This is a genomic window from Cellulomonas sp. Leaf334 (genome assembly GCF_001424195.1).
Classification (GTDB): Bacteria; Actinomycetota; Actinomycetes; order Actinomycetales; family Cellulomonadaceae; genus Cellulomonas.
Genome location: NZ_LMOO01000005.1, coordinates 890,982 through 915,102 on the forward strand (window position 1 = coordinate 890,982; position 24,121 = coordinate 915,102).

The 24,121-nt window shown below is 72.8% G+C and carries 18 protein-coding genes; 9 read left to right on the forward strand and 9 right to left on the reverse strand.

All coding sequences use genetic code 11. The annotated features are described in order from the left end of the window. Window positions 1-112: 112 nt before the first annotated feature. Genes ASF78_RS14445 through ASF78_RS14475 form a run of 7 tightly spaced genes read left to right on the forward strand, consistent with a single transcriptional unit; the run spans window position 113 to window position 7,438 of the window. A complete protein-coding gene (locus ASF78_RS14445; protein WP_056590591.1) occupies window positions 113-1,705 on the forward strand; it encodes an ABC transporter ATP-binding protein in 1,593 nt (530 codons plus the stop codon). Then, on the forward strand, window positions 1,702-2,991 hold the full coding sequence (locus ASF78_RS14450) for an ABC transporter permease (protein ID WP_056590594.1): 1,290 nt from the start codon (window positions 1,702-1,704) through the stop codon (window positions 2,989-2,991). Before ASF78_RS14445 ends, ASF78_RS14450 begins: the two co-directional genes overlap by 4 nt. Then, complete coding sequence (locus ASF78_RS14455) at window positions 2,988-4,289, forward strand: ABC transporter permease (RefSeq protein ID WP_056590597.1); 1,302 nt, start codon at window positions 2,988-2,990, stop codon at window positions 4,287-4,289. Before ASF78_RS14450 ends, ASF78_RS14455 begins: the two co-directional genes overlap by 4 nt. A 5-nt stretch (window positions 4,290-4,294) precedes the next feature. Continuing rightward, complete coding sequence (locus ASF78_RS14460; RefSeq protein WP_056590601.1) at window positions 4,295-4,690, forward strand: cytidine deaminase; 396 nt, start codon at window positions 4,295-4,297, stop codon at window positions 4,688-4,690. Further along, entirely contained in the window at window positions 4,687-5,982 is a 1,296-nt protein-coding gene (locus ASF78_RS14465) for a thymidine phosphorylase (RefSeq protein WP_056590604.1), read from the forward strand. The genes ASF78_RS14460 and ASF78_RS14465 overlap by 4 nt, the downstream gene beginning before the upstream one ends. Window positions 5,983-6,021: 39 nt before the next feature. Continuing rightward, window positions 6,022-6,243, forward strand: coding sequence for a hypothetical protein (locus ASF78_RS14470; protein ID WP_056590607.1), 222 nt, complete (start codon window positions 6,022-6,024; stop codon window positions 6,241-6,243). 37 nt (window positions 6,244-6,280) lie between these two features. Then, window positions 6,281-7,438, forward strand: a complete 1,158-nt coding sequence (locus ASF78_RS14475) for an adenosine deaminase (protein ID WP_082495066.1) — start codon at window positions 6,281-6,283, stop codon at window positions 7,436-7,438. Between the two features lie 90 nt (window positions 7,439-7,528). On the opposite strand, the gene ASF78_RS14480 is transcribed toward ASF78_RS14475, so the two are convergent. The 4 genes from ASF78_RS14480 to ASF78_RS14495 are packed head-to-tail and all read right to left on the reverse strand — an operon-like array spanning window position 7,529 to window position 11,863. Then, window positions 7,529-8,389, reverse strand: coding sequence for an aldehyde dehydrogenase family protein (locus ASF78_RS14480; protein WP_056590610.1), 861 nt, complete (start codon window positions 8,387-8,389; stop codon window positions 7,529-7,531). Further along, a complete protein-coding gene (locus tag ASF78_RS14485) occupies window positions 8,386-9,882 on the reverse strand; it encodes an aldehyde dehydrogenase family protein (protein ID WP_056590612.1) in 1,497 nt (498 codons plus the stop codon). The genes ASF78_RS14480 and ASF78_RS14485 overlap by 4 nt, the downstream gene beginning before the upstream one ends. Window positions 9,883-9,893: 11 nt before the next feature. Continuing rightward, on the reverse strand, window positions 9,894-10,898 hold the full coding sequence (gene deoC / locus ASF78_RS14490; protein ID WP_056590615.1) for a deoxyribose-phosphate aldolase: 1,005 nt from the start codon (window positions 10,896-10,898) through the stop codon (window positions 9,894-9,896). Then, window positions 10,895-11,863: a sugar-binding transcriptional regulator gene (locus ASF78_RS14495; protein ID WP_056590618.1), complete on the reverse strand. Its 969-nt coding sequence runs from the start codon at window positions 11,861-11,863 to the stop codon at window positions 10,895-10,897. The genes deoC and ASF78_RS14495 overlap by 4 nt, the downstream gene beginning before the upstream one ends. 225 nt (window positions 11,864-12,088) lie before the next feature. On the opposite strand from ASF78_RS14495, the gene ASF78_RS14500 reads away from it, so the two are divergent. Further along, window positions 12,089-14,401: a DUF6055 domain-containing protein gene (locus ASF78_RS14500; protein ID WP_056590620.1), complete on the forward strand. Its 2,313-nt coding sequence runs from the start codon at window positions 12,089-12,091 to the stop codon at window positions 14,399-14,401. Here ASF78_RS14500 and ASF78_RS14505 read toward each other — a convergent pair. The 5 genes from ASF78_RS14505 to ASF78_RS14525 all read right to left on the reverse strand — a co-directional run bounded on the left by ASF78_RS14505 (window position 14,398) and on the right by ASF78_RS14525 (window position 22,603). Beyond that, window positions 14,398-16,239 carry a phospho-sugar mutase gene (locus ASF78_RS14505; protein ID WP_056590625.1) on the reverse strand — a complete coding sequence of 614 codons (1,842 nt, stop codon included), beginning with the start codon at window positions 16,237-16,239 and terminating at the stop codon, window positions 14,398-14,400. The genes ASF78_RS14500 and ASF78_RS14505 overlap by 4 nt on opposite strands. Window positions 16,240-16,252: 13 nt before the next feature. Beyond that, a complete protein-coding gene (locus ASF78_RS14510) occupies window positions 16,253-16,606 on the reverse strand; it encodes a Rieske 2Fe-2S domain-containing protein (RefSeq protein WP_056590628.1) in 354 nt (117 codons plus the stop codon). Then, entirely contained in the window at window positions 16,603-19,107 is a 2,505-nt protein-coding gene (nirB, locus tag ASF78_RS14515; RefSeq protein WP_082495067.1) for a nitrite reductase large subunit NirB, read from the reverse strand. Before nirB ends, ASF78_RS14510 begins: the two co-directional genes overlap by 4 nt. 1 nt (window position 19,108) lies before the next feature. Beyond that, window positions 19,109-21,697, reverse strand: a complete 2,589-nt coding sequence (locus ASF78_RS14520; RefSeq protein WP_056590631.1) for a molybdopterin oxidoreductase family protein — start codon at window positions 21,695-21,697, stop codon at window positions 19,109-19,111. A 66-nt stretch (window positions 21,698-21,763) separates the two neighbouring features. Then, window positions 21,764-22,603: a purine-nucleoside phosphorylase gene (locus tag ASF78_RS14525; protein ID WP_056590634.1), complete on the reverse strand. Its 840-nt coding sequence runs from the start codon at window positions 22,601-22,603 to the stop codon at window positions 21,764-21,766. 48 nt (window positions 22,604-22,651) lie between these two features. On the opposite strand from ASF78_RS14525, the gene ASF78_RS14530 reads away from it, so the two are divergent. Next, window positions 22,652-24,109, forward strand: a complete 1,458-nt coding sequence (locus ASF78_RS14530) for an NAD(P)H-quinone dehydrogenase (RefSeq protein WP_056590637.1) — start codon at window positions 22,652-22,654, stop codon at window positions 24,107-24,109. Window positions 24,110-24,121: the final 12 nt, after the last annotated feature.

A 24,121-nucleotide genomic window follows, 5' to 3' on the forward strand; every position in this document is an offset into this window, starting at 1 on the left:
CAGCAGGCCGACGGCCCGGGCCCAGCGCCCGGGCCGTCGGCTTGTCCAGCACCGACCTCGCGAGGGGATGGATAGTGTCTGAGGACAGTCGTGACGTCGAGGGAGACGACCGGTGAAGCTGGAGCTGCAGGGCATCACCAAGACCTTCGGGTCGTTGGTCGCGAACGACCACATCGACCTCGTCGTGGAGCCCGGTGAGATCCACGCGCTGCTCGGGGAGAACGGTGCCGGCAAGAGCACGCTGATGAACGTGCTCTACGGGCTGTACGACCCCGACGGGGGGCAGATCCTCGTCGACGACGCGCCAGTGACGTTCGCCGGGCCCGGCGACGCGATGGCCGCCGGCATCGGCATGGTCCACCAGCACTTCATGCTCGTCCCCGTGTTCACCGTCGCGGAGAACGTGGTCCTGGGCCACGAGCCCGTGCGCGGCGGCGGGCTGATCGACCTTCCCGAGGCGCGTCGCCGGGTCAAGGAGATCTCCGACCGGTTCGGGTTCCACGTCGACCCGGACGCGTACATCGAGGACCTGCCCGTCGGCGTCCAGCAGCGCGTCGAGATCATCAAGGCGCTGTCCCGGCAGGCCAAGGTCCTCATCCTCGACGAGCCCACCGCCGTGCTCACGCCCCAGGAGACCGACGAGCTGATCGCCATCATGCGCCAGCTCAAGGAGACCGGGACGTCGATCGTCTTCATCACGCACAAGCTGCGCGAGGTGCGCGCCGTCGCGGACCGGATCACGGTCATCCGGCGCGGCAAGGTGGTCGGCAGCGCCGAGCCGACGTCCACGGAGACCGAGCTCGCCTCGCTCATGGTCGGCCGGTCCGTGTCGCTGGGGGTCGCGCGCACCGCGGCGGAGCCCGGCGAGGCGACGGTCCAGGTCCGCAACCTCACGGTCATCGACGACGCGGGCGTGCGTCAGCTCGATGACATCTCGTTCGACGTGGCTCGCGGCGAGATCGTCTCGATCGCCGGGGTCCAGGGCAACGGCCAGACGGAGCTCACCGAGGTCATGCTCGGGTTGCAGGCGCCGGTCGCCGGGTCCGTCCGGCTCGACGGTGTCGAGCTGGTGGGCAAGTCGGTCAAGGACGTGCTCGACGCGGGCCTCGGGTTCGTCCCGGAGGACCGCTCGACCGACGGGGTGATCGCGGACTTCTCCATCGCGGAGAACCTCATCCTCGACCTGCACCGGCACGAGCCCTTCGCGAAGGGAGTCGCGCTGAAGCCCGCGGCCGTCCGCGCTAACGCGGAGAAGCGGATCGCCGAGTTCGACGTCCGCACCGGCTCGATCGACGCGCACGCGAGCACCCTCTCGGGCGGCAACCAGCAGAAGGTCGTGCTGGCGCGGGAGATGTCGCGGCCCCTGCGCCTGCTCATCGCGTCGCAGCCGACCCGCGGCCTGGATGTCGGCTCGATCGAGTTCGTGCACTCCCGGATCGTGCAGGAGCGCGACAACGGCACCCCCGTGATCATCGTGTCGACGGAGCTCGACGAGGTGCTCGCGCTCGCGGACCGCATCCTCGTCATGTACCGCGGGCGGATCGTCGGCGACGTGCCCGGCGGGACCGACCGCGACGTGCTGGGCCTGATGATGGCGGGCGTGCCGCTGGAGGACGCCGTGCGCCAGGCCGCCGAGCACCACACGACGCTCGGGGAGCTGGACCTCACCGCCGACGCGACAACTCCCGAGGAGGAGCAGCTGTGAGCAGCCAGCCGCCGGTCCCGCTGCCCGACGCCGCGGTGCCGCCCCCCGGCCAGACCGGTGTGGCCGAACCGACGCAGGAGCCCGACGGCGGTCGCCGCATCCTGCACGAGATGCTGACCAGCAGCTGGCTCGTGTCCCTGCTGGCCATCGTGCTGGCGCTGATCCTCGGTGGGCTGCTCATCGCCGCGGCCGACGCCGAGGTGCAGGCGACGGCGAGCTACTTCTTCTCCCGGCCCAGCGACCTGATCTCCGCCGCCTGGACCGCGGTCTCGGAGGCCTACGCGGCGCTGTTCGCCGGGGCGATCTACGACCCGCGGGCCGAGGAGCTGGGCCGTGCGGTCCGCCCCTTCACCGAGACGCTCACCGTCGCGACGCCGCTGATCCTGGCCGGACTCGGTCTGGGCATCGGCTTCCGCGCCGGCCTGTTCAACATCGGTGCCCAGGGCCAGATCATCCTCGGTGGCATCTTCGCCGGGTACATCGGGTTCACGTTCGACCTCCCGCCGTTCGTGCACCTGCTGCTGTGCGTCTTCGGCGCCGCGCTCGGTGGTGCGCTGTGGGCGGGCATCGCGGGTGTGCTGAAGGCGCGCACGGGTGCCCATGAGGTCATCGTCACGATCATGCTCAACAACATCGCGATCTACCTGGTCGCGTACCTGCTGAGCCTCGACGCGTTCCAGCGCCCGGGCAGCAACAACCCGGTCAGCCCGCCGATCCCGGACAGCGCGTCCTACCCGCTCCTGCTGGGCAGCGGCTACCGCCTGCACGCCGGCTTCCTGGTCGCGATCGCCGCCGCGGTGTTCACGTGGTGGCTGATGGAGCGCTCGACCATCGGCTTCCGGTTCCGCGCCGTGGGGTCCAACCCGCAAGCCGCGCGCACCGCCGGCATCTCGGTGAACGCGACCTACGTGTGGGTCATGCTCACCGCCGGTGCGTTCGCAGGGCTCGCCGGTTCCGCGCAGGTGCTCGGCACGGAGCACGTCCTGACCGCCGGGGTCGCGGCGAGCTACGGGTTCGACGCCATCACGGTCGCCCTGCTCGGTCGGTCCAAGCCCTTGGGCACGGTCCTGGCCGGCATCCTGTTCGGCGCCCTGCGCGCGGGCGGCGTGGTCATGCAGGCCCGCACCGGCACCCCGATCGACATCGTGCTCGTCGTGCAGTCGCTCATCGTCCTGTTCATCGCGGCCCCGCCGCTCGTCCGGTCGGTGTTCCGACTGCCGTCACCCGACACGCCTCGAGCCCCGAAGCCGGTCGTCCCCGTCGCAGCGAAGGAGGTCAGCGCATGAGCGCCCCCACGATCGACGCGACGACGCCGGCGTCCGCCCGTCCCGCAGCCCAGCCGGTCCTGCCCCCGATCAAGTGGCACGCACCGATCGCGTACGCGGTGGTCGCGCTGGTCGGCCTCGTCGTGTTCGGGCTGCTCGGGCCGAGCGGCGAGACCAGCACGTTCGCCGTCTCGACCCCCCGTGACTTCATCCAGTTCACGCCGTTCTCGGTGCCGTCGAAGCTGACCGCGATCATCCTGTGCCTCGCGGCGCTCGCCCTGGCCGGGGTGTCGTTCTACGAGACCCGTCGACGGGAGAAGGCCGGCGCCTGGCTGCCGATCACCTACGGGTTCCTCATGGTGTTCGCGTTCCTCGTGTGGGCCGTCGCCGGCAAGGACAGCGGGCTCCCGCTGACCGGGCTGCTGCAGGGCTCGCTGTTCCTCGCGATCCCGCTGGTGTTCGGTGCGCTGGCGGGTCTGCTCTGCGAGCGGTCCGGCATCATCAACATCGCCATCGAGGGACAGCTGCTGGGCGGCGCGTTCCTCGCGGCCGTCGTCGCCACGCTGACCGGCAGCGCGTACGCGGGCCTCATCGCCGCACCCGTCGCCGGCGCCCTGGTGGGTCTGCTGCTGGTGCTGTTCTCGATCAAGTACGTGGTCAACCAGATCATCGTCGGCGTCGTGCTGAACGTGCTGGTCATCGGCGTGACCAGCTACCTGTTCTCCACGGTGCTCAAGGAGAACCCGGACACCTGGAACAACCCTCCGGGCCTGCCCGTCATCAGCATCCCGGTGCTCTCGCAGATCCCGATCCTCGGGCCGGTGCTGTTCCGCCAGACGGCGCTCGTCTACATCATGTACGTCGTCGTGATCCTGCTGCAGATCATGGTCTTCAAGTCCCGCTGGGGCCTGCGGCTGCGGTCGGTCGGCGAGCACCCGAAGGCGGCGGACACCGTCGGCATCAAGGTCAACCGCACCCGCCTGCGCGCCACCGTGCTCGGCGGCGCGGTGGCCGGACTCGGCGGGGCGTTCTTCACCGTCGCGGCGGGGCTGGCGTTCGGCAAGGAGATGACCAACGGCAAGGGGTACATCGCGCTCGCCGCGATGATCCTGGGCCGGTGGAGCCCGAAGGGGGCGCTGGCGGCTGCTCTGCTGTTCGGGTTCGCCAACAACCTGCAGCTCCAGCTGAGCATCATCCAGACGCCGATCCCCAGCCAGATCATGCTGATGACGCCCTACGTCGTGACGATCTTCGCGGTCGCGGGGCTCGTCGGACGGGTGCGCCCGCCGGCCGCCGAAGGCATCCCCTACACGAAGTGAGCACTGTGAACATCGATTGGGAAGCGCTGCGTTCCGCGGCCACCGAGGTCATGCACAAGGCGTACGCGCCCTACTCGAACTTCCCGGTCGGGGCCGCGGCGCTGGTCGACGACGGCCGCGTCGTCGTCGGCTGCAACGTGGAGAACGCCTCCTACGGGGTCACGCTGTGCGCCGAGTGCGCGCTGGTCTCGGGGCTGCACGTCTCGGGCGGCGGGCGGCTGGTCGCGTTCACGTGCGTCGACAAGCACGGCAACGTGCTCATGCCCTGCGGTCGGTGCCGGCAGCTGCTCTGGGAGCACGGGGGAGCGCGGCTCCTGGTGGAGACGACGCACGGCGTCAAGCCGATGACCGAGGTGCTTCCCGACGCCTTCGGGCCGGCCGACCTGGAGGAACGCGCATGAGCAGCGAGTCGTTCGACGCCGTCGACGTCATCGTCGCCAAGCGTGACGGGCACCGGCTGTCCGACGCGCAGATCGACTGGGTCATCGACGCGTACACGCGTGGGGTCGTCGCCGAGGAGCAGATGTCGGCGCTGAACATGGCGATCCTGCTCAACGGCATGGACCGTGCCGAGATCGCCCGGTGGACCGCCGCGATGATCGCCAGTGGCGAGCGGATGGACTTCTCCGGGCTGTCGCGGCCGACCGCGGACAAGCACTCGACCGGTGGGGTGGGCGACAAGATCACGCTGCCGCTCGCGCCGCTCGTCGCGGTGTTCGGGGTGGCCGTCCCGCAGCTGTCCGGCCGCGGACTCGGCCACACGGGCGGCACGCTGGACAAGCTCGAGTCGATCCCCGGCTGGCGGGCCGCGCTCAGCAACGACGAGATGATGGCGCAGCTCGACGACGTGGGCGCGGTCATCTGCCAGGCCGGGTCGGGGCTCGCACCCGCCGACCGCAAGCTCTACGCGCTGCGCGACGTGACCGGCACGGTCGAGGCCATCCCGCTGATCGCGAGCTCGATCATGAGCAAGAAGATCGCCGAGGGCACCGGTGCGCTCGTGCTCGACGTCAAGGTGGGGTCGGGGGCGTTCATGAAGGACGTCGACCGTGCGCGTGAGCTGGCCCGCACGATGGTCGCGCTCGGCACCGACGCCGGGGTCCGGACCGTCGCGCTCCTCACCGACATGTCGACGCCGCTGGGCCTCACCGCGGGGAACGCGCTGGAGGTCCGCGAGTCCGTCGAGGTGCTCGCGGGCGGGGGACCGGCGGACGTCGTCGAGCTCACCGTCGCGCTGGCCGAGGAGATGCTCGCCGCGGCCGGGCGACCCGGCCAGGACGTGGCAGCCGCCCTCCAGGACGGGCGGGCGATGGACGCGTGGAAGCGGATGATCGCCGCCCAGGGCGGCGACCCGGACGCGACGCTGCCGGTGGCCCGGGAGACGTCGCAGCTGCTCGCGGACACCGACGGGGTGCTCGCCGAGGTGGACGCCTACGCCGTCGGCATCGCGGCGTGGCGGCTCGGTGCGGGACGCGCGCGCAAGGAGGACCCGGTGCAGGCGGGTGCGGGCGTCGAGCTGCACGCCAAGCCCGGGGACACCGTGCGGGCCGGCCAGCCGCTGATGACGCTGCACACCGACACCCCGGACCGGTTCGGTCGTGCGCTCGACGCGCTCGCCGGCGCGGTCGTCGTCGCCCCCGAGGGCACCGTGGTGCCCGTCCGGCCTCTCGTGATCGACCGCATCGACGCCTGATCCCTCGCGGAGGCGCTCGGACGGGGGCACGATGGAGCGATGAGCACCGTGCCCGGAAGTGACGCCTGGAAGGACGCCGGCCTCGCGCCGGTGGACCCGGACGGTCCGCGGAGCCTGACCGACGACACGGACCAGTCCGACGACCCCGAGGAGTACGAGCCGGGGTTCGCGCGCGCGGACCGTGACGGCCGTGCCGACGAGGCGGACGTGGTCGAGCAGGACACCGAGGTGCCCGCCGATGATGAGGATGCTGACACCTGATCCGCTTCCTGGCGATCCGTCCCGGTACGGTGAGCCCATGACCTCCCCCTCCGAGCCCTCGGTGGCTGACGCCCCCAGCGACCCGATCGAGGCCACCGACCCCACGGCCGCACTCGTCGCGCTGATCCCGACCTTGCCCAAGGTCGTGCTGCACGACCACCTGGACGGCGGGCTGCGGCCGGCGACGATCATCGAGCTCGCCGCCGAGATCGACCACGAGCTGCCCGCGACGGATCCCGACGAGCTGGGCCGCTGGTTCGTCGAGGCCGCCAGCTCCGGGACGCTCGAGCGCTACCTCGAGACGTTCGACCACACCGTCGCCGTCATGCAGACGGAGGAGGGGCTCCGCCGGGTCGCCCGCGAGTCCGCGATCGACCTGGCCGCCGACGGCGTCGTCTACGCCGAGCAGCGGTACGCGCCCGAGCAGCACCTCGCGAAGGGGCTGACCCTCCAGCAGGTGGTCGACGCCGTGCAGGCCGGTTTCGCGGAGGGCATCGCCGAGGCGGCCACCGCGGGACGCTCGATCCGGATCGGGACCCTCATCACCGCGATGCGGCACGCCGACCGCGCCGACGAGATCGCCGCGCTCGCCCTGGAGAACCGCGACAACGGCGTCGTCGGCTTCGACATCGCCGGCGCCGAGGACGGGTTCCCGCCCTCGCGTCACGCCAGCGCGTTCAGCACGCTCGCGGAGGCCGACTTCCCGACCACCGTGCACGCCGGCGAGGCAGCCGGCGTGGAGTCGATCGCGGAGGCCGTGCACGTCGCGCACGCCTGCCGGATCGGGCACGGCGTGCGGCTCGTCGAGGACATCACGACCGACGAGCTCGGCGACCGGCTGGGCACGCTCGCGCACTGGATCCGCGACCGTCGCATCCCGCTGGAGCTGTGCCCGTCGTCGAACGTGCAGACGGGGGCCGCCGAGTCGGTGGCCACCCACCCCGTCACCCGCCTGCGGAACCTCGGCTTCGCCGTGACGGTCAACACCGACAACCGGCTGCAGTCCGGCACGTCCATGACCCGCGAGCTGACGCTGCTCGTCGAGGAGGCCGGCTGGGAGCTCGTCGACCTGCGCGACGTGGCGGTCACTGCCGCGGCGCACTCGTTCCTGCACCACGACGAGCGCTCCGCGCTGATCGACCAGGTCATCCGCCCGGCGTACGCGTCCGCGCGGGGCGGTCGCCACCGCGCGTAGACCCTGTCCGAGCACGCCATGGGGCACGCCATCGCAGTGGGTGACGCGCCCCATGGCGTTCTCGCGACCGGGGTCTGATCGGTCGACGGGTCAGATCAGGCCCTTCGTGTGCCAGACCGTCTTCGTCTCGACGAAGGCTGTGATGCGGTCGAGCGACGGGGCGGCAGCGTCCGGGCCGTTCTCCGGGGGCAGGACCCGCTTGAGGGTGTCGGCTGCGGCGATCTGCAGGTCGATCCAGTCGAGGGCGCCCGCGCCCACCAGGTCGAGGGCGTTGACGTCCTGGTGGCTGGCCAGCCAGGGGGCGATCTCCGCGGGCGAGCCCGTGAGCACGTTGACGACGCCCTTGGGCACGTCGCTCGTCGCGAGGACCTCGGACAGGCTGATGGCCGACAGGGGGAGCTTCTCCGACGCGACGACGACGACCGTGTTCCCGGCGACCAGGGCCGGAGCGACCGCGGACACGAGCCCGAGCAGCGACGAGTCCTGCGGCGCGATGATCGCGACGACGCCGGTCGGCTCGGGGACCGAGATGTTGAAGTACGGGCCGGACACGGGGTTGGCGTTGCCCGCGACCTGCGCGTACTTGTCCGTCCAGCCCGCGTACCAGACCCAGCGGTCGATGGCCGTGTCCACCTGGGCGTTCGCAGCCGCGGCGGTCACACCCTCGGCGTCGACGATCTCGGCGACGAACTGCGCCCGCCGGCCCTCGAGGAGCTCGGCGATCCGGTAGAGGACCTGACCGCGGTTGTACGCGGTGGCACCCGACCAGCCGCCGACGGCCGCGCGGGCGGCGACCACCGCGTCGCGGGCGTCCTTGCGGGACGCCTTCGCGGCGTTGGCGAGGAAGGCGCCCTTCGCGCTCACGATCTCGTAGGTGCGACCCGACTCGCTGCGCGGGAACGCCCCGCCGATGTAGAGCTTGTACGTCTTGGGGACGGCGAGGCGGGTCACTTGCTGGCTCCCTTGGTGATGGGCGTGCGCTTCGCCGGGGCGGTGACGGCCGTGGGGGCCGCGGTCTTCAGGTACGCGGCGATGCCGTGGCGGCCACCCTCGCGGCCGTAGCCGGACTCCTTGTAGCCGCCGAACGGGCTGGACGGGTCGAACCGGTTGAACGTGTTGGCCCAGACGACGCCGGCGCGCAGCTTGTCGGCGACGGCCAGGATGCGGCTGCCCTTGTCGGTCCAGATGCCCGCGGACAGGCCGTAGGGGGTGTTGTTCGCCTTGGCGATCGCCTCGGCGGGCGTGCGGAACGTGAGCACGCTGAGCACCGGGCCGAAGATCTCCTCGCGGGCGATCCGGTGGCTGGTGGACACGTTGGTGAAGATCGTCGGTGCGAACCAGAACCCGTTGTCCGGGATGGTGCACGCAGCCGTCCACCGCTCGGCGCCCTCGGCCTCGCCCACGTCGCTCAACGACCGGATCCGCTCGAGCTGCTCGGCGCTGTTGATCGCGCCGATGTCGGTGTTCTTGTCCAGCGGGTCGCCCAGGCGCAGCGTCGACAGGCGCGTCTTGAGCCGGTCGATGACCTCGTCGTGGACCGACTCCTGGACCAGCAGGCGGCTGCCCGCGCAGCAGACGTGGCCCTGGTTGAAGAAGATGCCGTTGACGATGCCCTCGATGGCCTGGTCGATGGGCGCGTCGTCGAACACGATGTTCGCCGCCTTCCCGCCGAGCTCGAGGGTCAGCTTCTTGTTCGTGCCCGCGACCGACTTCGCGATCGCGCGGCCGACCGACGTCGACCCGGTGAACGCGACCTTGTCGACGTCGCCGTGGCCGACGAGCGCGGCGCCGGTCTCGCCCGCGCCGGTGATGATGTTGACGACGCCGGGCGGCAGGTCGGCCTGCTGCACGATCTCGGCGAACAGCAGCGCGGTCAGCGACGTGGTCTCGGCCGGCTTGAGCACGACCGTGTTGCCGGCCGCGAGCGCCGGGGCGATCTTCCACGCCAGCATGAGCAGCGGGAAGTTCCACGGGATGACCTGCGCGGCGACGCCGAGCGGGGCGGGGGCGGCGCCCAGGCCGACGTGGTCGAGCTTGTCCGCCCAGCCCGCGTAGTAGAAGAACCAGGCCGCGACCAGCGGCACGTCGACGTCGCGGCTCTCCTTGATGGGCTTGCCGTTGTCCAGGCTCTCGGCGACGGCCAGCTCACGGCTGCGCTCCTGCACCAGGCGTGCGATGCGGAACAGGTACTTGCCGCGGTCGGCGCCGGACATGCGGGACCAGACCCTGTCATAGGCCTTGCGGGCGGCGGCGACGGCCACGTCGACGTCGTCTGCCGACGCTGTCGAGATCGTCGTGATGTGCTTCTCGGTCGCAGGGTTGATCGAGGCGAACGGCTTGCCGCCACCCGACCGGAACTCGCCGTCGATGAAGAGGCCGTACTCGCTGCGCAGGTTCAGGATCGCCTGCGACTCGGGCGCCGGGGCGTACTCGAGGAATGACATCTGTGGGCCCTTCAGTCGATCGTCACGTAGTCGGGGCCGGAGTAGTGCCCGGTCGTCATCTTCTGGCGTTGCAGCAGCACGTCGTTGAGCAGGCTGGAGGCGCCGAACCGGAACAGGTGCGGCGTCAGCCACTCCTCCCCGACCGTCTCGGCGACCGTCACCAGGTACTTGATCGCGTCCTTCGACGCCCGGATGCCCCCGGCCGGCTTCACGCCGACCTTGTCGCCGCTGAGCCGGTGCCAGTCGCGCACGACCTCCAGCATCAGCAGCGTGACCGGCAGCGTCGCGGCCGGGGCGACCTTGCCGGTGGACGTCTTGATGAAGTCGCCGCCCGCCAGGATGCCCAGCCACGAGGCGCGGCGGACGTTGTCGTAGGTGTTGAGCTCACCCGTCTCGAGGATGACCTTGAGGTGGGCGTAGGTGCCGTCCGCGCGGCGGCAGGCCTCCTTGACCGCGACGATCTCGTCGTAGACCTGGCCGTACCGGCCCGCGAGGAACGCCCCGCGGTCGATGACCATGTCGATCTCGTCGGCGCCCGCGGCCACCGCGTCGGCGGTGTCCTCGAGCTTGATCGACCGTGACGAGCGACCGCTCGGGAACGCGGTGGCGACGGCCGCGACCGCGATCTTGCCCTGGTCCGGGTCGCCGTGCGCCGTGCCGAGCGCCTGCACCGCGTGCGGGACCATGTCGCCGTACACGCAGACCGCCGCGACGCGCGGGCAGCTCGGGTCGGCCGGGTCGGGCGTGACCGCCTTGGCGACGAGCGAGCGCACCTTGCCGGGCGTGTCCGCACCCTCGAGCGTGGTCAGGTCGACCAACCCGATGATCCGGTCCAGCGCCCACGCCTTCGAGGTGGTCTTGATCGAGCGCGTCCCGAGCCCCGCGGCGCGCTGCTCCAGCCCGACCGCGTCGACCCCGGGGATGCCGTGCAGGTAGCGACGCAGGTTGGCGTCGTTCGCCTCGCCGCCCAGGAGAGCGACGGCGCGCTCCCCGGGGACGATCTGGGTGCCTGTCATGAAGGGTCCTCGCTGTTCGTGTGCTTCTCGATGAGGTGCGTGGCGGTCTGCTCGTCGGTGACCAGCACCGTGCAGAGGCCGCTGGAGACGACCGCGTCGGCGACCGCGTGCTTGGCCGCCCCCGCGATGACGGCGATGCTGAGCTGGGCCGCGCGCAGGCGCTCCAGCGGGAGGCCGATGGTCCGCTCGTCGAGCCCTTCGTCGACGATGGCTCCGGAGGCGTCGACGTACCGGCCGACGACGTCGCCGACGGCACCGCGGCGGACGAGCCCCGCGACGTCGTCGGGGGTCAGGTAGCCGCTGTCGACGAGGACCGAGCTCGCGTCGGCCGCCCCGGCGCTGAACAGGTAGGCGTCGGCGCTCGCGGCGAGGTCGAGGACGGCGGCCACCGCGCGGTCGGACTCGATGGCGCGCTTGGTCTCCAGCCGCTCGAGGATCGCCGGGCTCGGCAGCAGCGTGGCGTGCCCGCCGGCCTTCTGCGCGATGGTGACGGCGGTGGACGCCGCGGTGCCCGCCCGACGGTTGAGGCTGACGCCACCGTTGATCTGCACGACGTCGACGCCCCCGGCCCAGCCGTCCTCGAGGTGCCGCGAGACGTCGTCCAGCGTGCGACCCCAGCTGATCCCGAGGGTGCGGGGGACCGGGCGCAGGGTGGCGAGGTAGTCGGCGGCAGCCTGCGCCGTGCGTGACTGGAGCTCGTCCTGGTCGTCGACGCCCGAGCTGGACACCACGATCGCGTCGGACAGGCCGCAGGTCTCGCGCAGCCGACGCTCGACCGGCAGCCGGCGCGCACGGGGGTGGACGATCTCGATCCGGACGAACCCGGAGGCCTTGGCCTGCGCCAGCAGCCGGCCGACCTTCCAGCGGGTGAGCGCGAGGATCGACCCGATCTCGTCCTGGGTCTTGTCCTCCTCGTAGTACAGCTCGGCGGCGCGGATGGACAGCAGCTCGTCCGACTCGATCATGCGGTTCCTCTCCCGTCGTCCCACAGTAGGCACGGTCCGCGCGCATCGCAACACTCGTAGCGTTCTTTGCTCATATGAGCAGGCCCGCGGGCCGATGGGACGAATCACCCGATCGGTGGTTGTGCCCGCAATTGACTCGTCCCGGGTGGTCAGCGACAGTGGGGCAGCCATCCGGCCGGAGCCGGAGCGCGCACCATGCGGGAGGCAGGCGAGGGGACAGCACGGATGGGACGGTGGGGACGCGGCGCGGTCGCCGTCGTCGTCGTCCTCGGGTTCCTCGGCGCCGGGATCGGCGTGGGTGCCGCGGTGCGCAACCTCCAGGCCGCCAAGACCGTCGTCGTGCCGGTCGCGTGGCAGCCGGCCTGGAAGGACGCCCACGTGCGCGAGGGGCGGGACGTGATCCTGGCCTGGGGCGACCGGGCCGGCGCAGACCCCACACGAGCACCTGCCGAGCTCCGGTTCGACGCAGCACGTGCCGTCGCCCAGCTCGACGCCCTGTACGCCCTCGACGTCCACGACCTCGACGTGGTCGCCGAGGACGGCGCGATCGCCCGGCACAAGATCGTGGTCGTGGTCGACGGGACCTGGTCGACGGGACCCGGCGCACCCGCGAGCTCCGTCGTCGTGCCGCACAGCGGTGGGCTCGCCCGGTCCGAGCGCGGAGCGACCGGCTCCGTCGTCGACGGGGTCGGTGTGCTGCGCGTCGACGTCCCGTCGCTGACCGCCCGCGGTCACGAGTCCGCGACGGCACCGGTCACCGAGGCGCCCGCGCTCGTCGGCGGCTCCGAGTTCGACCCGTCGTGGGAGCTGGCCCGTGGCTTCGCCGAGGTCGTGCAGGGCTTCGCCGTCCTCGACACGCCCGGTGGCTTCGCGACGGACGACGCCGCGACGTTCTGGGCCGCCAGCGCGGCCTACCTGGCCACCGTGGCCGCGCCCGGGGGAATCGGCGACCCTGCCGACCTGGTCCGGAGCCCCCAGCTGCACTGGGCGAGCCCGCGTCTCGGCGACGGCGGCTGGCTGCTGCTGCAGTACCTGGCGGAGCGCGACGGCGAGCAGCTGCTCGGGACCATGTGGCGGGAGGCGGAGGCCGGCGAGGACCCGCTCACCACGTACAAGCGGCTCACCGGGCTGAGCCAGGCGGACCTGAACCGCCGCGTCGCGGAGTACGCCCTGCGGACCGTGACGTGGGACTTCATGGACCGCAGCGCGATCGCCGCCGGGGTCGACCGGCTCGACCCCGTGCTGCTCGCGGACCGGACCACGCCCGTCGAGGCCGTCGAGGGCGACCCCGGCCACTACCGCGTCCTCGACGCGTTCGCCCCGTCCGACTACGGCTTCACGATCGTGCGGCTCCAGCCCGACCCCGGGGTGCAGGACATCCGGGTGCGGGTGCGGGGCCACGACGCCGCCGCGGACGCGGGACTGAGCTTCGGGTTCGTCGCGATGCGCGGAGGCGTCCCCCGGTACAGCCCGGTGACCGAGAGCCTCGACGAGCAGGTCCAGCTCCGGCTGCGGACGGGCGAGAACGAGGCGTACCTCGTGGTCGTCGGCACCCCGACCGTGAACCATCGGCACGGCGCGGGCGACGCGTACGGCGACGTCGCGCGGTACGCGTACGAGTTCCGGGTCTCGGGCGCGACCGTGGCCGACGACCCGCCGGACCCGGCGACGCTCGGGGGCCACCACCACGTCAACGGGGGCGGCTTCGTGGACGATCTCGCGACGGTCGACCCGACCGCCTACGTCGGCCCCGACGCGGTGGTCCGGGGGGATGCGCGGGTCCTCGGCGACGCGCGCATCGAAGGGCGAGCGTGGGTCGAGGCGGGTGCGGTGGTCGAGGACCAGGCGGTCGTGCGGGACGTCGCGATCGTCCGGGCGGGCGCCCACCTGAGCGGGACCACGGTCGTGGCGGGCGACGCGGTCGTCGGCTTCACGTGCGCCGCGGGGAGCTACCCGACGTTCGACCCGGCGCGCTGGTGCGACGGCCGCGTCGTGTCCGCCGACCCCTCCCAGGCCATCACCCCGTTCGCGGCGGCCGACCTCCTGCTCACCGACGTGCCCGGACCCACACCGACCCCGACGCCCGAACCGTCGACCCCGACCGAGACCCCGACGCCGACGCCGACGCCCACCGCCACGCCGAGGCCGCAGCACACCGCGACCGTGCCGACGCCCACGGTCGGCGGCGTCGAGCCCCCGGAGCCGATCACCGCGAGCGCGTGCTCGGCCACCTACACCGTGGTCAACCACTGGAGCTCGGAAGGGCAGAACTGGTTCCAGGTGGAGGTGGTCGTGTCCGCGGGCAGCGCCGGGGTCGACGGGTGGGCCGTCTCCTGGGCGCTCGCGCCAGGCGTCCAGGTCACGGACAACGTCTGGAACGCGCGGCTCGGCACCAGCGGCTCGACCGTGACCGCCGAGAACATGACCTACAACGGCAGCCTGCGCGACGGGGGCACCGCGACGTTCGGCTTCCACCAGACGGGACCGGTAGACAGCGGCCTGCTGGTCCCGCAGGTCACCTGCACCCGGACCCGCTAGATCCCGAGCGCCGCCCGCACGTCGGCCGCGACCGCGTCCAGACGGCTGCGGGCGTCGTGCCGCGCCCGGCCGACGGTCGCGTGGTCCGCCGCCGGGTCGAGCGGGAGGACGACTTCGAGGTAGCACTTGACCTTCGGTTCGGTCCCGCTGGGCCGCACGATGACGCGGGTGCCGTCGGCCGTGTGCAGCCGCAGGCCCTCCGTGGGCGGCAGCCCGTCGCGGTCGTCCTCCGACCCCGAAGCCAGGTCGACGACCTCCGTCACGCGGGACCCGGCCAGCGACGACGGTGGCCGGCTCCGGAGCCGGTGGACGGTCTCACCGATCTGGGAGAGGTCGGCGAACCGCGCCGAGACCTGGTCGGTGAGGTGCAGGCCGTGCGCGCGGGCGAGGTCGTCGAGCGCGTCGGTCACGCTGCGCCCCTCGGCCTTGAGGCGCGCCGCGAGGCCGGCGACGAGCAGCGCCGCGGAGATGCCGTCCTTGTCGCGCACGTGCGCCGGGTCGACGCAGTAGCCGAGCGCCTCCTCGTACCCGAAGACCAGCCCGTCGACGCGTGAGATCCACTTGAAGCCCGTGAGCGTCTGCGCGTGGCGGTAGCCGGCGGCGGCCGCGATCTTGCCGAGCAGTCGCGACGAGACGATCGAGCTGGCGAACGCGGCCCCGTTCTGCGGCGCGGTCCCGGCGACGCGTGCCCCGAGGAGCGACCCGGTCTCGTCGCCGTGCAGGATGCGCCAGCCCTCGGCCTCGGCGGTGTCGGGCCCGCGGAACGAGCGGTGGCGCAGGTCCTGGATCCCCACACCGCAGCGGTCCGCGTCGGGGTCGAGCGCGATGACCAGGTCCGCGCCCTCGTCGCTGGCCAGCCCGATGGCGAGGTCGATCGCACCGGGCTCCTCGGGGTTGGGGAAGGCGACGCTCGGGAAGTCACCGTCCGGCTCCGCCTGCTCCGGCACCACCAGCACGTCGGTGAACCCGGCCTCCGCGAGCACCCGCTGGGCGACCTCGCCGCCGACGCCGTGCAGGGGGGTCAGGACGATGCGCAGGCGCTTGGCGGCGGCCCGGGTGGCGTCGTCGGTGGGTGCCAGCGCGACGACCGACGCCACGTACGCGTCGAGCAGCTCGGGACCGAGCACGGTCCAGCCGCTCGCGGCGCGCGGGACGGACGCGACCGAGGGGACGTGCGCGATCTCGGCGGCGATCGCCGCGTCGGCGGGCGGCACGATCTGGGCGCCCTGGCCGGAGTCGGTGACCACCCGGCCGCCGAGGTAGACCTTGTAGCCGTTGTCCTGCGGGGGGTTGTGCGACGCGGTGACCATGATCCCGGCGTCGGCGCCCAGGTGGCGGACCGCGAACGCGAGCACCGGGGTGGGCAGCGCCGACGGCAGGACGAGCACCTCGATGCCCACCGCCGTGAGGACCGCCGCGGAGTCCCGGGCGAAGTCGACGGACTTGTGCCGGGCGTCGTACCCGATGACCACGCGCGGCCGGGGCTGCACGCCGTCCAGCTCACCCAGCAGGTAGTCCGCGAGTCCCGACGCCGCGCGGATGACGACCGCACGGTTCATCCGGTGCGGGCCACCACCCAGCCGTCCGCGCAGGCCCGCGGTGCCGAACTGCAGGAGGCCTGTGAACCGGTCCGCCAGCTCCTCGCGCGCAGCGGTCCGGGCGTCGAGCGCCTGGCGCTGCGTCGGGTCGGGCTCCCGCCCCGGCGCGATCGTCGGCGGTGCGGCGCGGGCCACGTCCAGCAGCCCGCGCAGCTCGTCGGCCGTCTGCGGGTCGGGATCGTCCTCGATCCAGGTCTGCACCCGCGCCTCGAGGCCTGCCCATGCGTCGTCGCCGGTCATGGGGCCAACGTACTCAGCCGGTCCGGTCGGCGCTCCCCGACGTGCCCGGCAGCACCACGACGACCAGACCCTCCTCGACGCGCACCGCGTAGGACGCCACGTCGTCCTGCCCCGACCGGCACGCGCCGGTGCTCAGGTCGAACACGTGGGCGTGCAACGGGCACACGACGACGTCGGCGTCCGTCTGCCCGTCGGCCAGCGGTCCTCCGCGGTGCGGGCACACGGCGTCGAGCGCGCGGACGGTGCCGTCGCGGAGCCGGAAGACGGCGACCTGCCGGCCGGCGACCGCGTAGGCGCGGCCCTCGCCGGGCGGGATCTCGGACAGCCTGCCCAGCACGTGCTCGACACCGACGGCCTGCGTGCTCATCGGACCGGGACCTGCGGCAGCACGGTCAGCGGCAGCGCGGTGCGGAACTGGCCCGGTTCGGCCGGGTCGTCGCGCTCCTTCCAGGGGTCGCGGTACGCGTCGACGGACGCCTGCACCGCGGCGTCCAGCGTCGCGGCCATGCCCTCGGCATCCTCCACGACGACGGCGCGGATGTGCTCGATCCCGAGCCGGGGCACCCACGCGTAGGTCCGCTCGAGCCAGTTCGCCGTCTCGCGGTAGTACTGGATGAACCGACCCGTCAGCGTGGTGACCTCCTCGGGGGTGTCGACGGTCGTGAGCAGGTCGCCCTTGCGGATGTGCGCCCCGGCGGCCCCGCCGACGTAGATCTCCCAGCGCCCGCCGTCGACCGCGACGACCCCGATGTCCTTGACGTAGGCCTCCGCGCAGTTGCGGGGGCAGCCCGTCACGGCGAGCTTGAGCTTCGCCGGGCTCTCCAGGCCCTGGTACCGGGTCTCGATGGCGATGCCCAGTGCGGTGGAGTCCCCGAGGCCGAACCGGCAGAAGTCGCTGCCGACGCACGTCTTCACCGTCCGGAAGGACTTGCCGTACGCGTAGCCGGACGGCATGTCGAGGTCGGCCCACACCCTCGGCAGGTCCTCCTTGCGCACGCCGAGCAGGTCGATGCGCTGCCCGCCCGTGAGCTTGATCATCGGGATGCGGTGCTTGTCCGCGACGTCGGCGATGCGGCGCAGCTGGTCGGCCGAGGTCACGCCACCCTTCATCTGCGGCACCACGGAGAACGTCCCGTCGCGCTGGATGTTGGCGTGCACGCGGTCGTTGATGAAGCGGCCGTCGCGCTCGTCGACGACGTCGGCGCCCCAGATCGTGCGGAGCAGCGAGGTCAGCCCCATCTTCGAGCGGGCGTCCTCGACCCCGCCGGGTGCGAGGGCGGCGAACACCGCCGACACCGAGCGCAGGTCCTGCTCGCGGACGAGGGCGACGAGCTCGGCCTTGGCGTGGGGGACACCGGGCACGTACCAGGACGCGGACTCGTCGACCACCAGGTCGCCGTCGGCGGCCCACTCGACGACCTGCGCGACGAGCGTCGTGCACGACCCGCAGCCCTTGCCTGCCCGGGTCGCGTCCATGACCCCCGCCACGGAGGCGACCCCGCCGCGGACGCACGCCGCGATCGTGCCCTTGCTGACGCCGTTGCAGTTGCAGACGATCGTCTCGTCGGGCAGCTCCGCGACGCCCACCTCGGCGGGCGCGGTGCCCAGGTCGAACAGCAGCGCGATGCGGTCCTCGGGCAGCGGCGAGCCGCGGTCGAACGCCTGGATGAGCGGCGCGACCTTCTCGAGGTCCCCGACGAGGGTCGCCCCGATGAGTCGGTCGTCGCGGACCACCACGCTCTTGTACAGGCCGCGGCGCGGCTCGGAGACGATGATGTGGTCGTCGTCGGGACGCTCCGGCGCCGTGACCCCCATGGACGCGACGTCGATCCCCGCGACCTTGAGCTTCGTCGCGGTGCGCGAGCCGTGGTACTGCGCCGACGGGTCGGTGCCGGTGAGCACGTCGGCGAGCACCCGGGCCTGCTCCCACAACGGTGCGACCAGCCCGTAGACCTGGTCGCGGTGCTGCACGCACTCGCCGACCGCGAACACGGCCGGGTCGGGCGTGCCCTGGTCGTCGAGCGCGTGCATCTGGTCGTCGACGACGATGCCGCGCTCGACCAGGAACCCGCTCGTTGCCGCCACCGACGAGTTCGCCCGGATGCCCGCGGCCACCACGACCATGTCGCACGGCAGCACGCGCCCGTCGGCGAGCTGCACACCCGTGATCCCCGTGTCGCCGAGCACGCCGACGGTGCGGGCCGACGTCTCGACGGCGATCCCCAGCGTCTCGACGCCGCGCCGAAGCACGTACCCGCCCGCCGCGTCGAGCTGCTGGTTCATCAGGTGCGCCGGACCGTGAACCACGGTGACGTCGACGCCGTGCGTCTGCAGGCCGCGCGCCGCCTCCAGCCCGAGCAGACCGCCGCCGATGACCACCGCCCGCTCGTGGGTGCGGGCGTACCGGATCATCGCGCGGGTGTCGTCGAGCGTGCGGAACCGGAACACGCCCTGGTGGAAGCCGCGCCCGACCGTGCGCATCCCCGGGATGTCCGGGACGAACGCGCTGCTGCCGGTCGCGATCACGAGCGCGTCGTAGGGCGTGCGGCTGCCGTCGGTGGCGCGCACCGTGCGGGCGTGCCGGTCGATGCGACCCACCCGTACCCCCGCGTGCAGGGTGATCGCGTTGTCCCGGTACCAGGCCATCGAGTTGAGGAAGATGGCCTCCTCGCTCTCCAGCCCGGCCAGGACGTTGGACAGCATGATCCGGTTGTAGTTGCCGTACGGCTCCTCGCCGAACATCGTGATCCGGAACTGCTCGGCGCCTCCGCGCTCGAGGATCTCCTCGACCGTGCGCGCACCCGCCATGCCGTTGCCGACGACGACGAGGTCGCGCCGCCCGTCGTCGTCGCGTGTGCGCCGGGCCACGTCACACCTCCACGAGACCGAGGTCGATGACCAGGACGCCCGAGACGCCCGCCGCACCGGCCGCGTGCACCTCGAGGGTGGTGCCGGGCTCCAGGTCCTCGACGACGCGCAGCGGCACGTGCACGTCGCCCTTGGCGGCGATGGGGAAGTAGCGCATCGGCACCCCGTCCCGCACCAGCACGACGACGACGAGCTCGTCCGTGCTGTTGCCGCCACGGAAGTACACCGTCTGCGCCACCGCACCGTCGGGGACGGTGTAGCTCAGGCCCGGGTCGAGGAGCTCGGGTGCGGCGAGGCCCTTGCCGGTCAGCGCGTAGACGCCCTGCAGGAAGGTCGGGTGACTGTCCAAGGCAAGTCCCTTCGGTCGGACCGGTGGCCACGGAGAGCGGGAGCGCCCTGTGGTCGTGCCGGCCTGTGGTGTGCTGCGTGAGACGAGCGGGGCGACGGCCACGGCGCACGCCTTGAACGCGGGCATGCGCGAGACCGGGTCGAGGGCGTCGTGCGTGAGGGTGTTCGCGCGGGACTCGCCGGACCAGTGGAACGGGACGAACACGGTGTCGGTCCGGATGCCCGTGGTCAGCCGGGCGCGGAACACCGCGACGCCCCGGCGGGTACGCAGCCGCACGGGCTCACCGTCGACGACGCCGCAGCGGCGGGCCAGGTCGGGGTGCAGCTCGGCGTGCGGCAGCACCGTCCCGTCGGGCCCGACCTCGTCGCCGGCCAGTGCCGCGACCCGCCGCGTCTGCGTGCCGCTCTGGTACTGCCGCATCACCCGTCCGGTGGTCAGGACGTACGGGAACTCCGGGTCGGTGCGTTCCGCGGGCTCGCGGAACTCGGCCCTCGTGAACCGGGCGAGCCCGTCGGGGTGCGCGAACCGCCGTCCGAACAGCCTCGGGGTACCCGGGTCGTCGGCGTCGGTGCACGGCCAGAACACACCCTGCCCCTCCTCGATGCGGTCGTAGGTGATGCCGGCGTAGTCCGCCACGCCGCCCGCGCTCGCCCGGCCGAGCTCGGAGAACGCGGACGCCGCGTCGGTCGTCATGAGGTGCCCGTGCCCGAGGCGGTCGGCGATGCCCGCGAGCACGTCGAGGTCGGTCCGCACGCCCGGCGGCGGGTCGAGCGCGCGGCGGCGACGCAGCACCCGGCCCTCCAGGTTCGTCATCGTGCCCTCCTCCTCGGCCCACATCGCCACGGGCAGCACGACGTCCGCACGGGCGGCCGACTCGGACAGGAACAGGTCGGCGACCATCAGGAAGTCGAGGGCGTCGACGCGGTCGGTCACGGAGCCCGCATCCGGTGCGGACACGGTGACGTTCGACGCGAGCAGCAGCAGCGTCCGCACGCCGCCGGGGGTGCCCAGCGCGCGCAGCATCTCGGTGGCGGACACGCCCGGCCCCGGCAGCCGTGTCGGGTCGACACCCCAGACGCCGGCGACGTGCGCCCGGTGCGCGAGGTCGGTGATCTTCCGGTACCCGGGCAGCTGGTCGGCCTTCTGGCCGTGCTCCCGACCACCCTGGCCGTTGCCCTGGCCCGTGAGCGTCCCGTAGCCCGAACCCGGCCGGCCCGGCAGCCCGAGCGCGAGCGCGAGGTTGATGAACGCCTGCGCCGTGGCCGTGCCCGACGCGTGCTGCTCGGCGCCGCGGGCCGTGATCACCATCGCCGACGAGGCCGTCCCCAGCAGCTCCGCCACGGCCTCCAGGTCCGCCGCGGGCACCCCCGTGATCCGCTCGACGCGGTCGGGCCAGTACCCGGTCACCGACTCCCGGACCGTCTCGAACTCCACCGTCCGGGCCGCGACGTACTCCTCGTCGACCCACCCGCGGCGCACCACCAGATGCAGGAGGCCGTTCGCGAGCGCGGCATCGGTCCCGGGTCGCGGTTGCAGGTGCAGGTGCGCCGTGCGGGCCGTCGCTGTCACGCGCGGGTCGACGACGACGTGACGCGCACCGCGCTCGCGGCCCGCCTCCAGGTGCTGCATCAGCGGGGGCATGGTCTCCGCCGGGTTGGCACCCACCAGGAGAAGCACGTCCGCGAGCGCCAGGTCCGCGACCGGGAACGGCAGCCCGCGGTCGATCCCGAACGTGCGCGTCGCCGCCGCGGCCGCGGACGACATGCACCAGCGGCCGTTGTAGTCGATCGACCGTGTGCGCAGCACCGTCCGCGCGAACTTGCCGAGCAGGTAGGCCTTCTCGTTGGTGAGGCCACCGCCGCCGAAGCACCCCACGGCATCCCGTCCGTACCGGCGCTGCGTCGCCCGGACAGCCTCGGCGACCGCGTCGAGCGCCTCGTCCCACGTCGCGGGGCGTAGCGGCGACGAGCGGTCCCCGGGGACCGTCCGCACCAGGGGAGCGGTGAGCCGGTCGGGGTGGGTGAGCAGGTCTGCGGCCGACCAGCCCTTCGCGCACAGACCGCCGCGGTTGGTCGGGAAGTCCGTCGGGGTCAGGCGGACGTCTGGTCGCTCGGACTCCGGCCGCTGCGTGACCGACAGCTCCATGCCGCACTGCAGCGCGCAGTACGGGCAGTGCGTCGCGACGGTCCGGGCAGCGTCAGGAGCCCGTCCGACCGTCGGCGACCCGAGCTCCTGCCTCATCGCTCGATCGTGCGGTGCCCCCGTTACGCGCGGCCTGCCGCCGGGTTACCGCAGGGTTTCCCCTGCCTAGAGGCGTCGCACGATCTGGGCGAGCAGCGCGCTGATCCGCGGGCCCGCCGCGCGACCGGCCTCGAGCACCTCGTCGTGCGAGAGGGGCTCGGGGCTGATGCCTGCGGCGAGGTTGGTGACCAGCGAGATGCCGAGCACCTCGATGCCGGCCTGACGCGCCGCGATCGCCTCGAGCGTCGTCGACATGCCGACCAGGTCACCGCCGAGCGTGCCCGCCATCCGCACCTCGGCGGGGGTCTCGTAGTGCGGGCCGCGGAACTGCACGTAGACGCCCTCGTCGAGCGACGGGTCGACCTCGCGCGCGACGGCCCGCAGGCGGCTGGAGTACAGGTCGGTGAGGTCGACGAACGTCGCACCCTCCAGCGGTGACGTCGCCGTGAGGTTCAGGTGGTCGTTGATCAGGACCGGCGTGCCCGGGGCCCACGCGGGGTTGAGCCCGCCGCAGCCGTTGGTCAGGACGACGGTCGACGCCCCCGTCGCGGCCGCGGTCCGGACCCCGTGCACGACGCGGCGCACACCCCGGCCCTCGTACAGGTGGGTGCGCGAGCCGAGGACCAGGGCGTGCCGGTCGGTGCCCTCGATCCGGATGGACCGGATGGTGCCGACGTGCCCGACGACGGCGGGTGCCGCGAACCCGGGGACGTCGTGGCTGGGCAGCTCCGCGACCGTCTCGCCCAGCAGCTCCGCGGCACCGCCCCAGCCCGACCCGAGCACCAGGGCGACGTGGTGACGCTCCACGCCCGTGGCCTGCGCGATGTACGCGGCGGCCTCCCGGGCGACGTCGAACGGGTCGGTCGCGGGGTCGTCGAGGTCAGGGGCCGGTGTGACGTCGCTCATGGACCGAGGCTAACGCGCTGGCCGCCGGCCGACAGACGGGCAGAATGGATGCTCGTGAGCACCCCAGCGCCCGAAACGCCCGCCGCCCGCGTCGTCATCGTCGGCGGTGGACCCGGAGGCTACGAGGCGGCGCTCGTCGGTCGCCGGCTCGGCGCGGACGTCACGGTGGTCGAGGCCGCCGGGCTGGGCGGCGCCGCCGTGCTGACCGACGTGGTCCCGTCCAAGACGCTCATCGCGACCGCCGAGTGGATGACGATCGCCGACCGCGCGCCCGAGCTGGGCATCCGGCTCGACGGCACGCCGCTGTCCGGCGCCGTCGGCGGCACGCTCGAACAGCTACGCCACCGCATCGACCTCGCTGCCGTGAACACCCGCGTCAAGGCGCTCGCGGCCGCGCAGTCCGCCGACATCCGCGCTCGCCTGGAGCGCGAGGGCGTGACGATCGTGATCGGCCGCGCGCGGCTCGACGGACCCTCGAAGGTGGTCGTGACCCGGCAGGACGGGGTCGACGACCTCACGCTCGACGCCGACGTCGTGCTGGTCTCGACCGGCGCGACGCCGCGCACGCTCGACACCGCCCGGCCCGACGGCGAGCGGATCCTCACCTGGACGCAGCTCTACGACCTAGACACCCTGCCGACGCGGCTGATCGTCGTGGGCTCCGGCGTGACCGGTGCCGAGTTCGCCGGTGCGTACACCTCGCTCGGCGCCGACGTCGTCCTCGTCTCCAGCCGCGAGCGTGTGCTGCCGGGGGAGGACGCCGACGCCGCCCAGCTGCTCGAGGACGTGTTCAAGACCCGCGGCATGACGGTCATGTCCCAGTCGCGCGCCGCGGGCGCCCGGCGGACCGCGCAGGGCGTCGAGGTCACGCTCGCCGACGGCCGGGTCGTCGAGGGGTCCCACGTCCTGTTCGCCGTCGGCTCGATCCCGACCACCGCGGGCCTGGGGCTGGAGGAGGCCGGCGTCCGGCTCACCGCGTCGGGGCACATCGAGGTCGACAAGGTCTCCCGCACCAACGTCCGCGGCGTCTACGCAGCCGGTGACGTGACGGGCGTGCTGCCGCTCGCGTCCGTCGCGGCCATGCAGGGTCGGCTCGCGATGGCCCACGCGCTCGGCGACGCCGTGAAGCCGCTGTCCCTGCGCGGGGTGTCCGCGAACATCTTCACGTCGCCCGAGATCGCGACCGTCGGCTCGTCCGAGGCGCGCCTGACCGAGCAGGGCGTGAAGTACTCGGTGAGCATGCTGCCGCTGGCCCGCAACCCGCGCGCCAAGATGCTCGGCGTGCGCGACGGGTTCATCAAGATCTTCGCCCACGCCGGCACCGGGACCGTGCTGGGTGCTGTGGTGGTCGGCCCCCGCGCGAGCGAGTCGATCTACCCGCTGACTCTCGCGGTCACGCACCGCCTCACGACCGACCAGCTCGCGGAGACGGCGACGGTCTACCCGTCGATGTCGGGCACGATCGCGGAGGTCGCCCGCATCCTCCACCACCGCATCGACGACTGACCCGCGCACGCG

Coding starts and splice junctions, on each gene's coding strand:
- ASF78_RS14530 (WP_056590637.1), top strand. CDS start 22,652: ATGCTCGTGAGCACCCCAGCGCCCGAAACGCCCGCCGCCCGCGTCGTC.
- ASF78_RS14510 (WP_056590628.1), bottom strand. CDS start 16,606: ATGAGCACGCAGGCCGTCGGTGTCGAGCACGTGCTGGGCAGGCTGTCC.
- deoC (WP_056590615.1), bottom strand. CDS start 10,898: ATGACAGGCACCCAGATCGTCCCCGGGGAGCGCGCCGTCGCTCTCCTG.
- ASF78_RS14525 (WP_056590634.1), bottom strand. CDS start 22,603: ATGAGCGACGTCACACCGGCCCCTGACCTCGACGACCCCGCGACCGAC.
- ASF78_RS14465 (WP_056590604.1), top strand. CDS start 4,687: ATGAGCAGCGAGTCGTTCGACGCCGTCGACGTCATCGTCGCCAAGCGT.
- ASF78_RS14455 (WP_056590597.1), top strand. CDS start 2,988: ATGAGCGCCCCCACGATCGACGCGACGACGCCGGCGTCCGCCCGTCCC.
- ASF78_RS14500 (WP_056590620.1), top strand. CDS start 12,089: ATGGGACGGTGGGGACGCGGCGCGGTCGCCGTCGTCGTCGTCCTCGGG.
- ASF78_RS14505 (WP_056590625.1), bottom strand. CDS start 16,239: ATGACCGGCGACGACGCATGGGCAGGCCTCGAGGCGCGGGTGCAGACC.
- ASF78_RS14470 (WP_056590607.1), top strand. CDS start 6,022: ATGAGCACCGTGCCCGGAAGTGACGCCTGGAAGGACGCCGGCCTCGCG.
- ASF78_RS14520 (WP_056590631.1), bottom strand. CDS start 21,697: ATGAGGCAGGAGCTCGGGTCGCCGACGGTCGGACGGGCTCCTGACGCT.
- ASF78_RS14475 (WP_082495066.1), top strand. CDS start 6,281: ATGACCTCCCCCTCCGAGCCCTCGGTGGCTGACGCCCCCAGCGACCCG.
- ASF78_RS14495 (WP_056590618.1), bottom strand. CDS start 11,863: ATGATCGAGTCGGACGAGCTGCTGTCCATCCGCGCCGCCGAGCTGTAC.
- ASF78_RS14485 (WP_056590612.1), bottom strand. CDS start 9,882: ATGTCATTCCTCGAGTACGCCCCGGCGCCCGAGTCGCAGGCGATCCTG.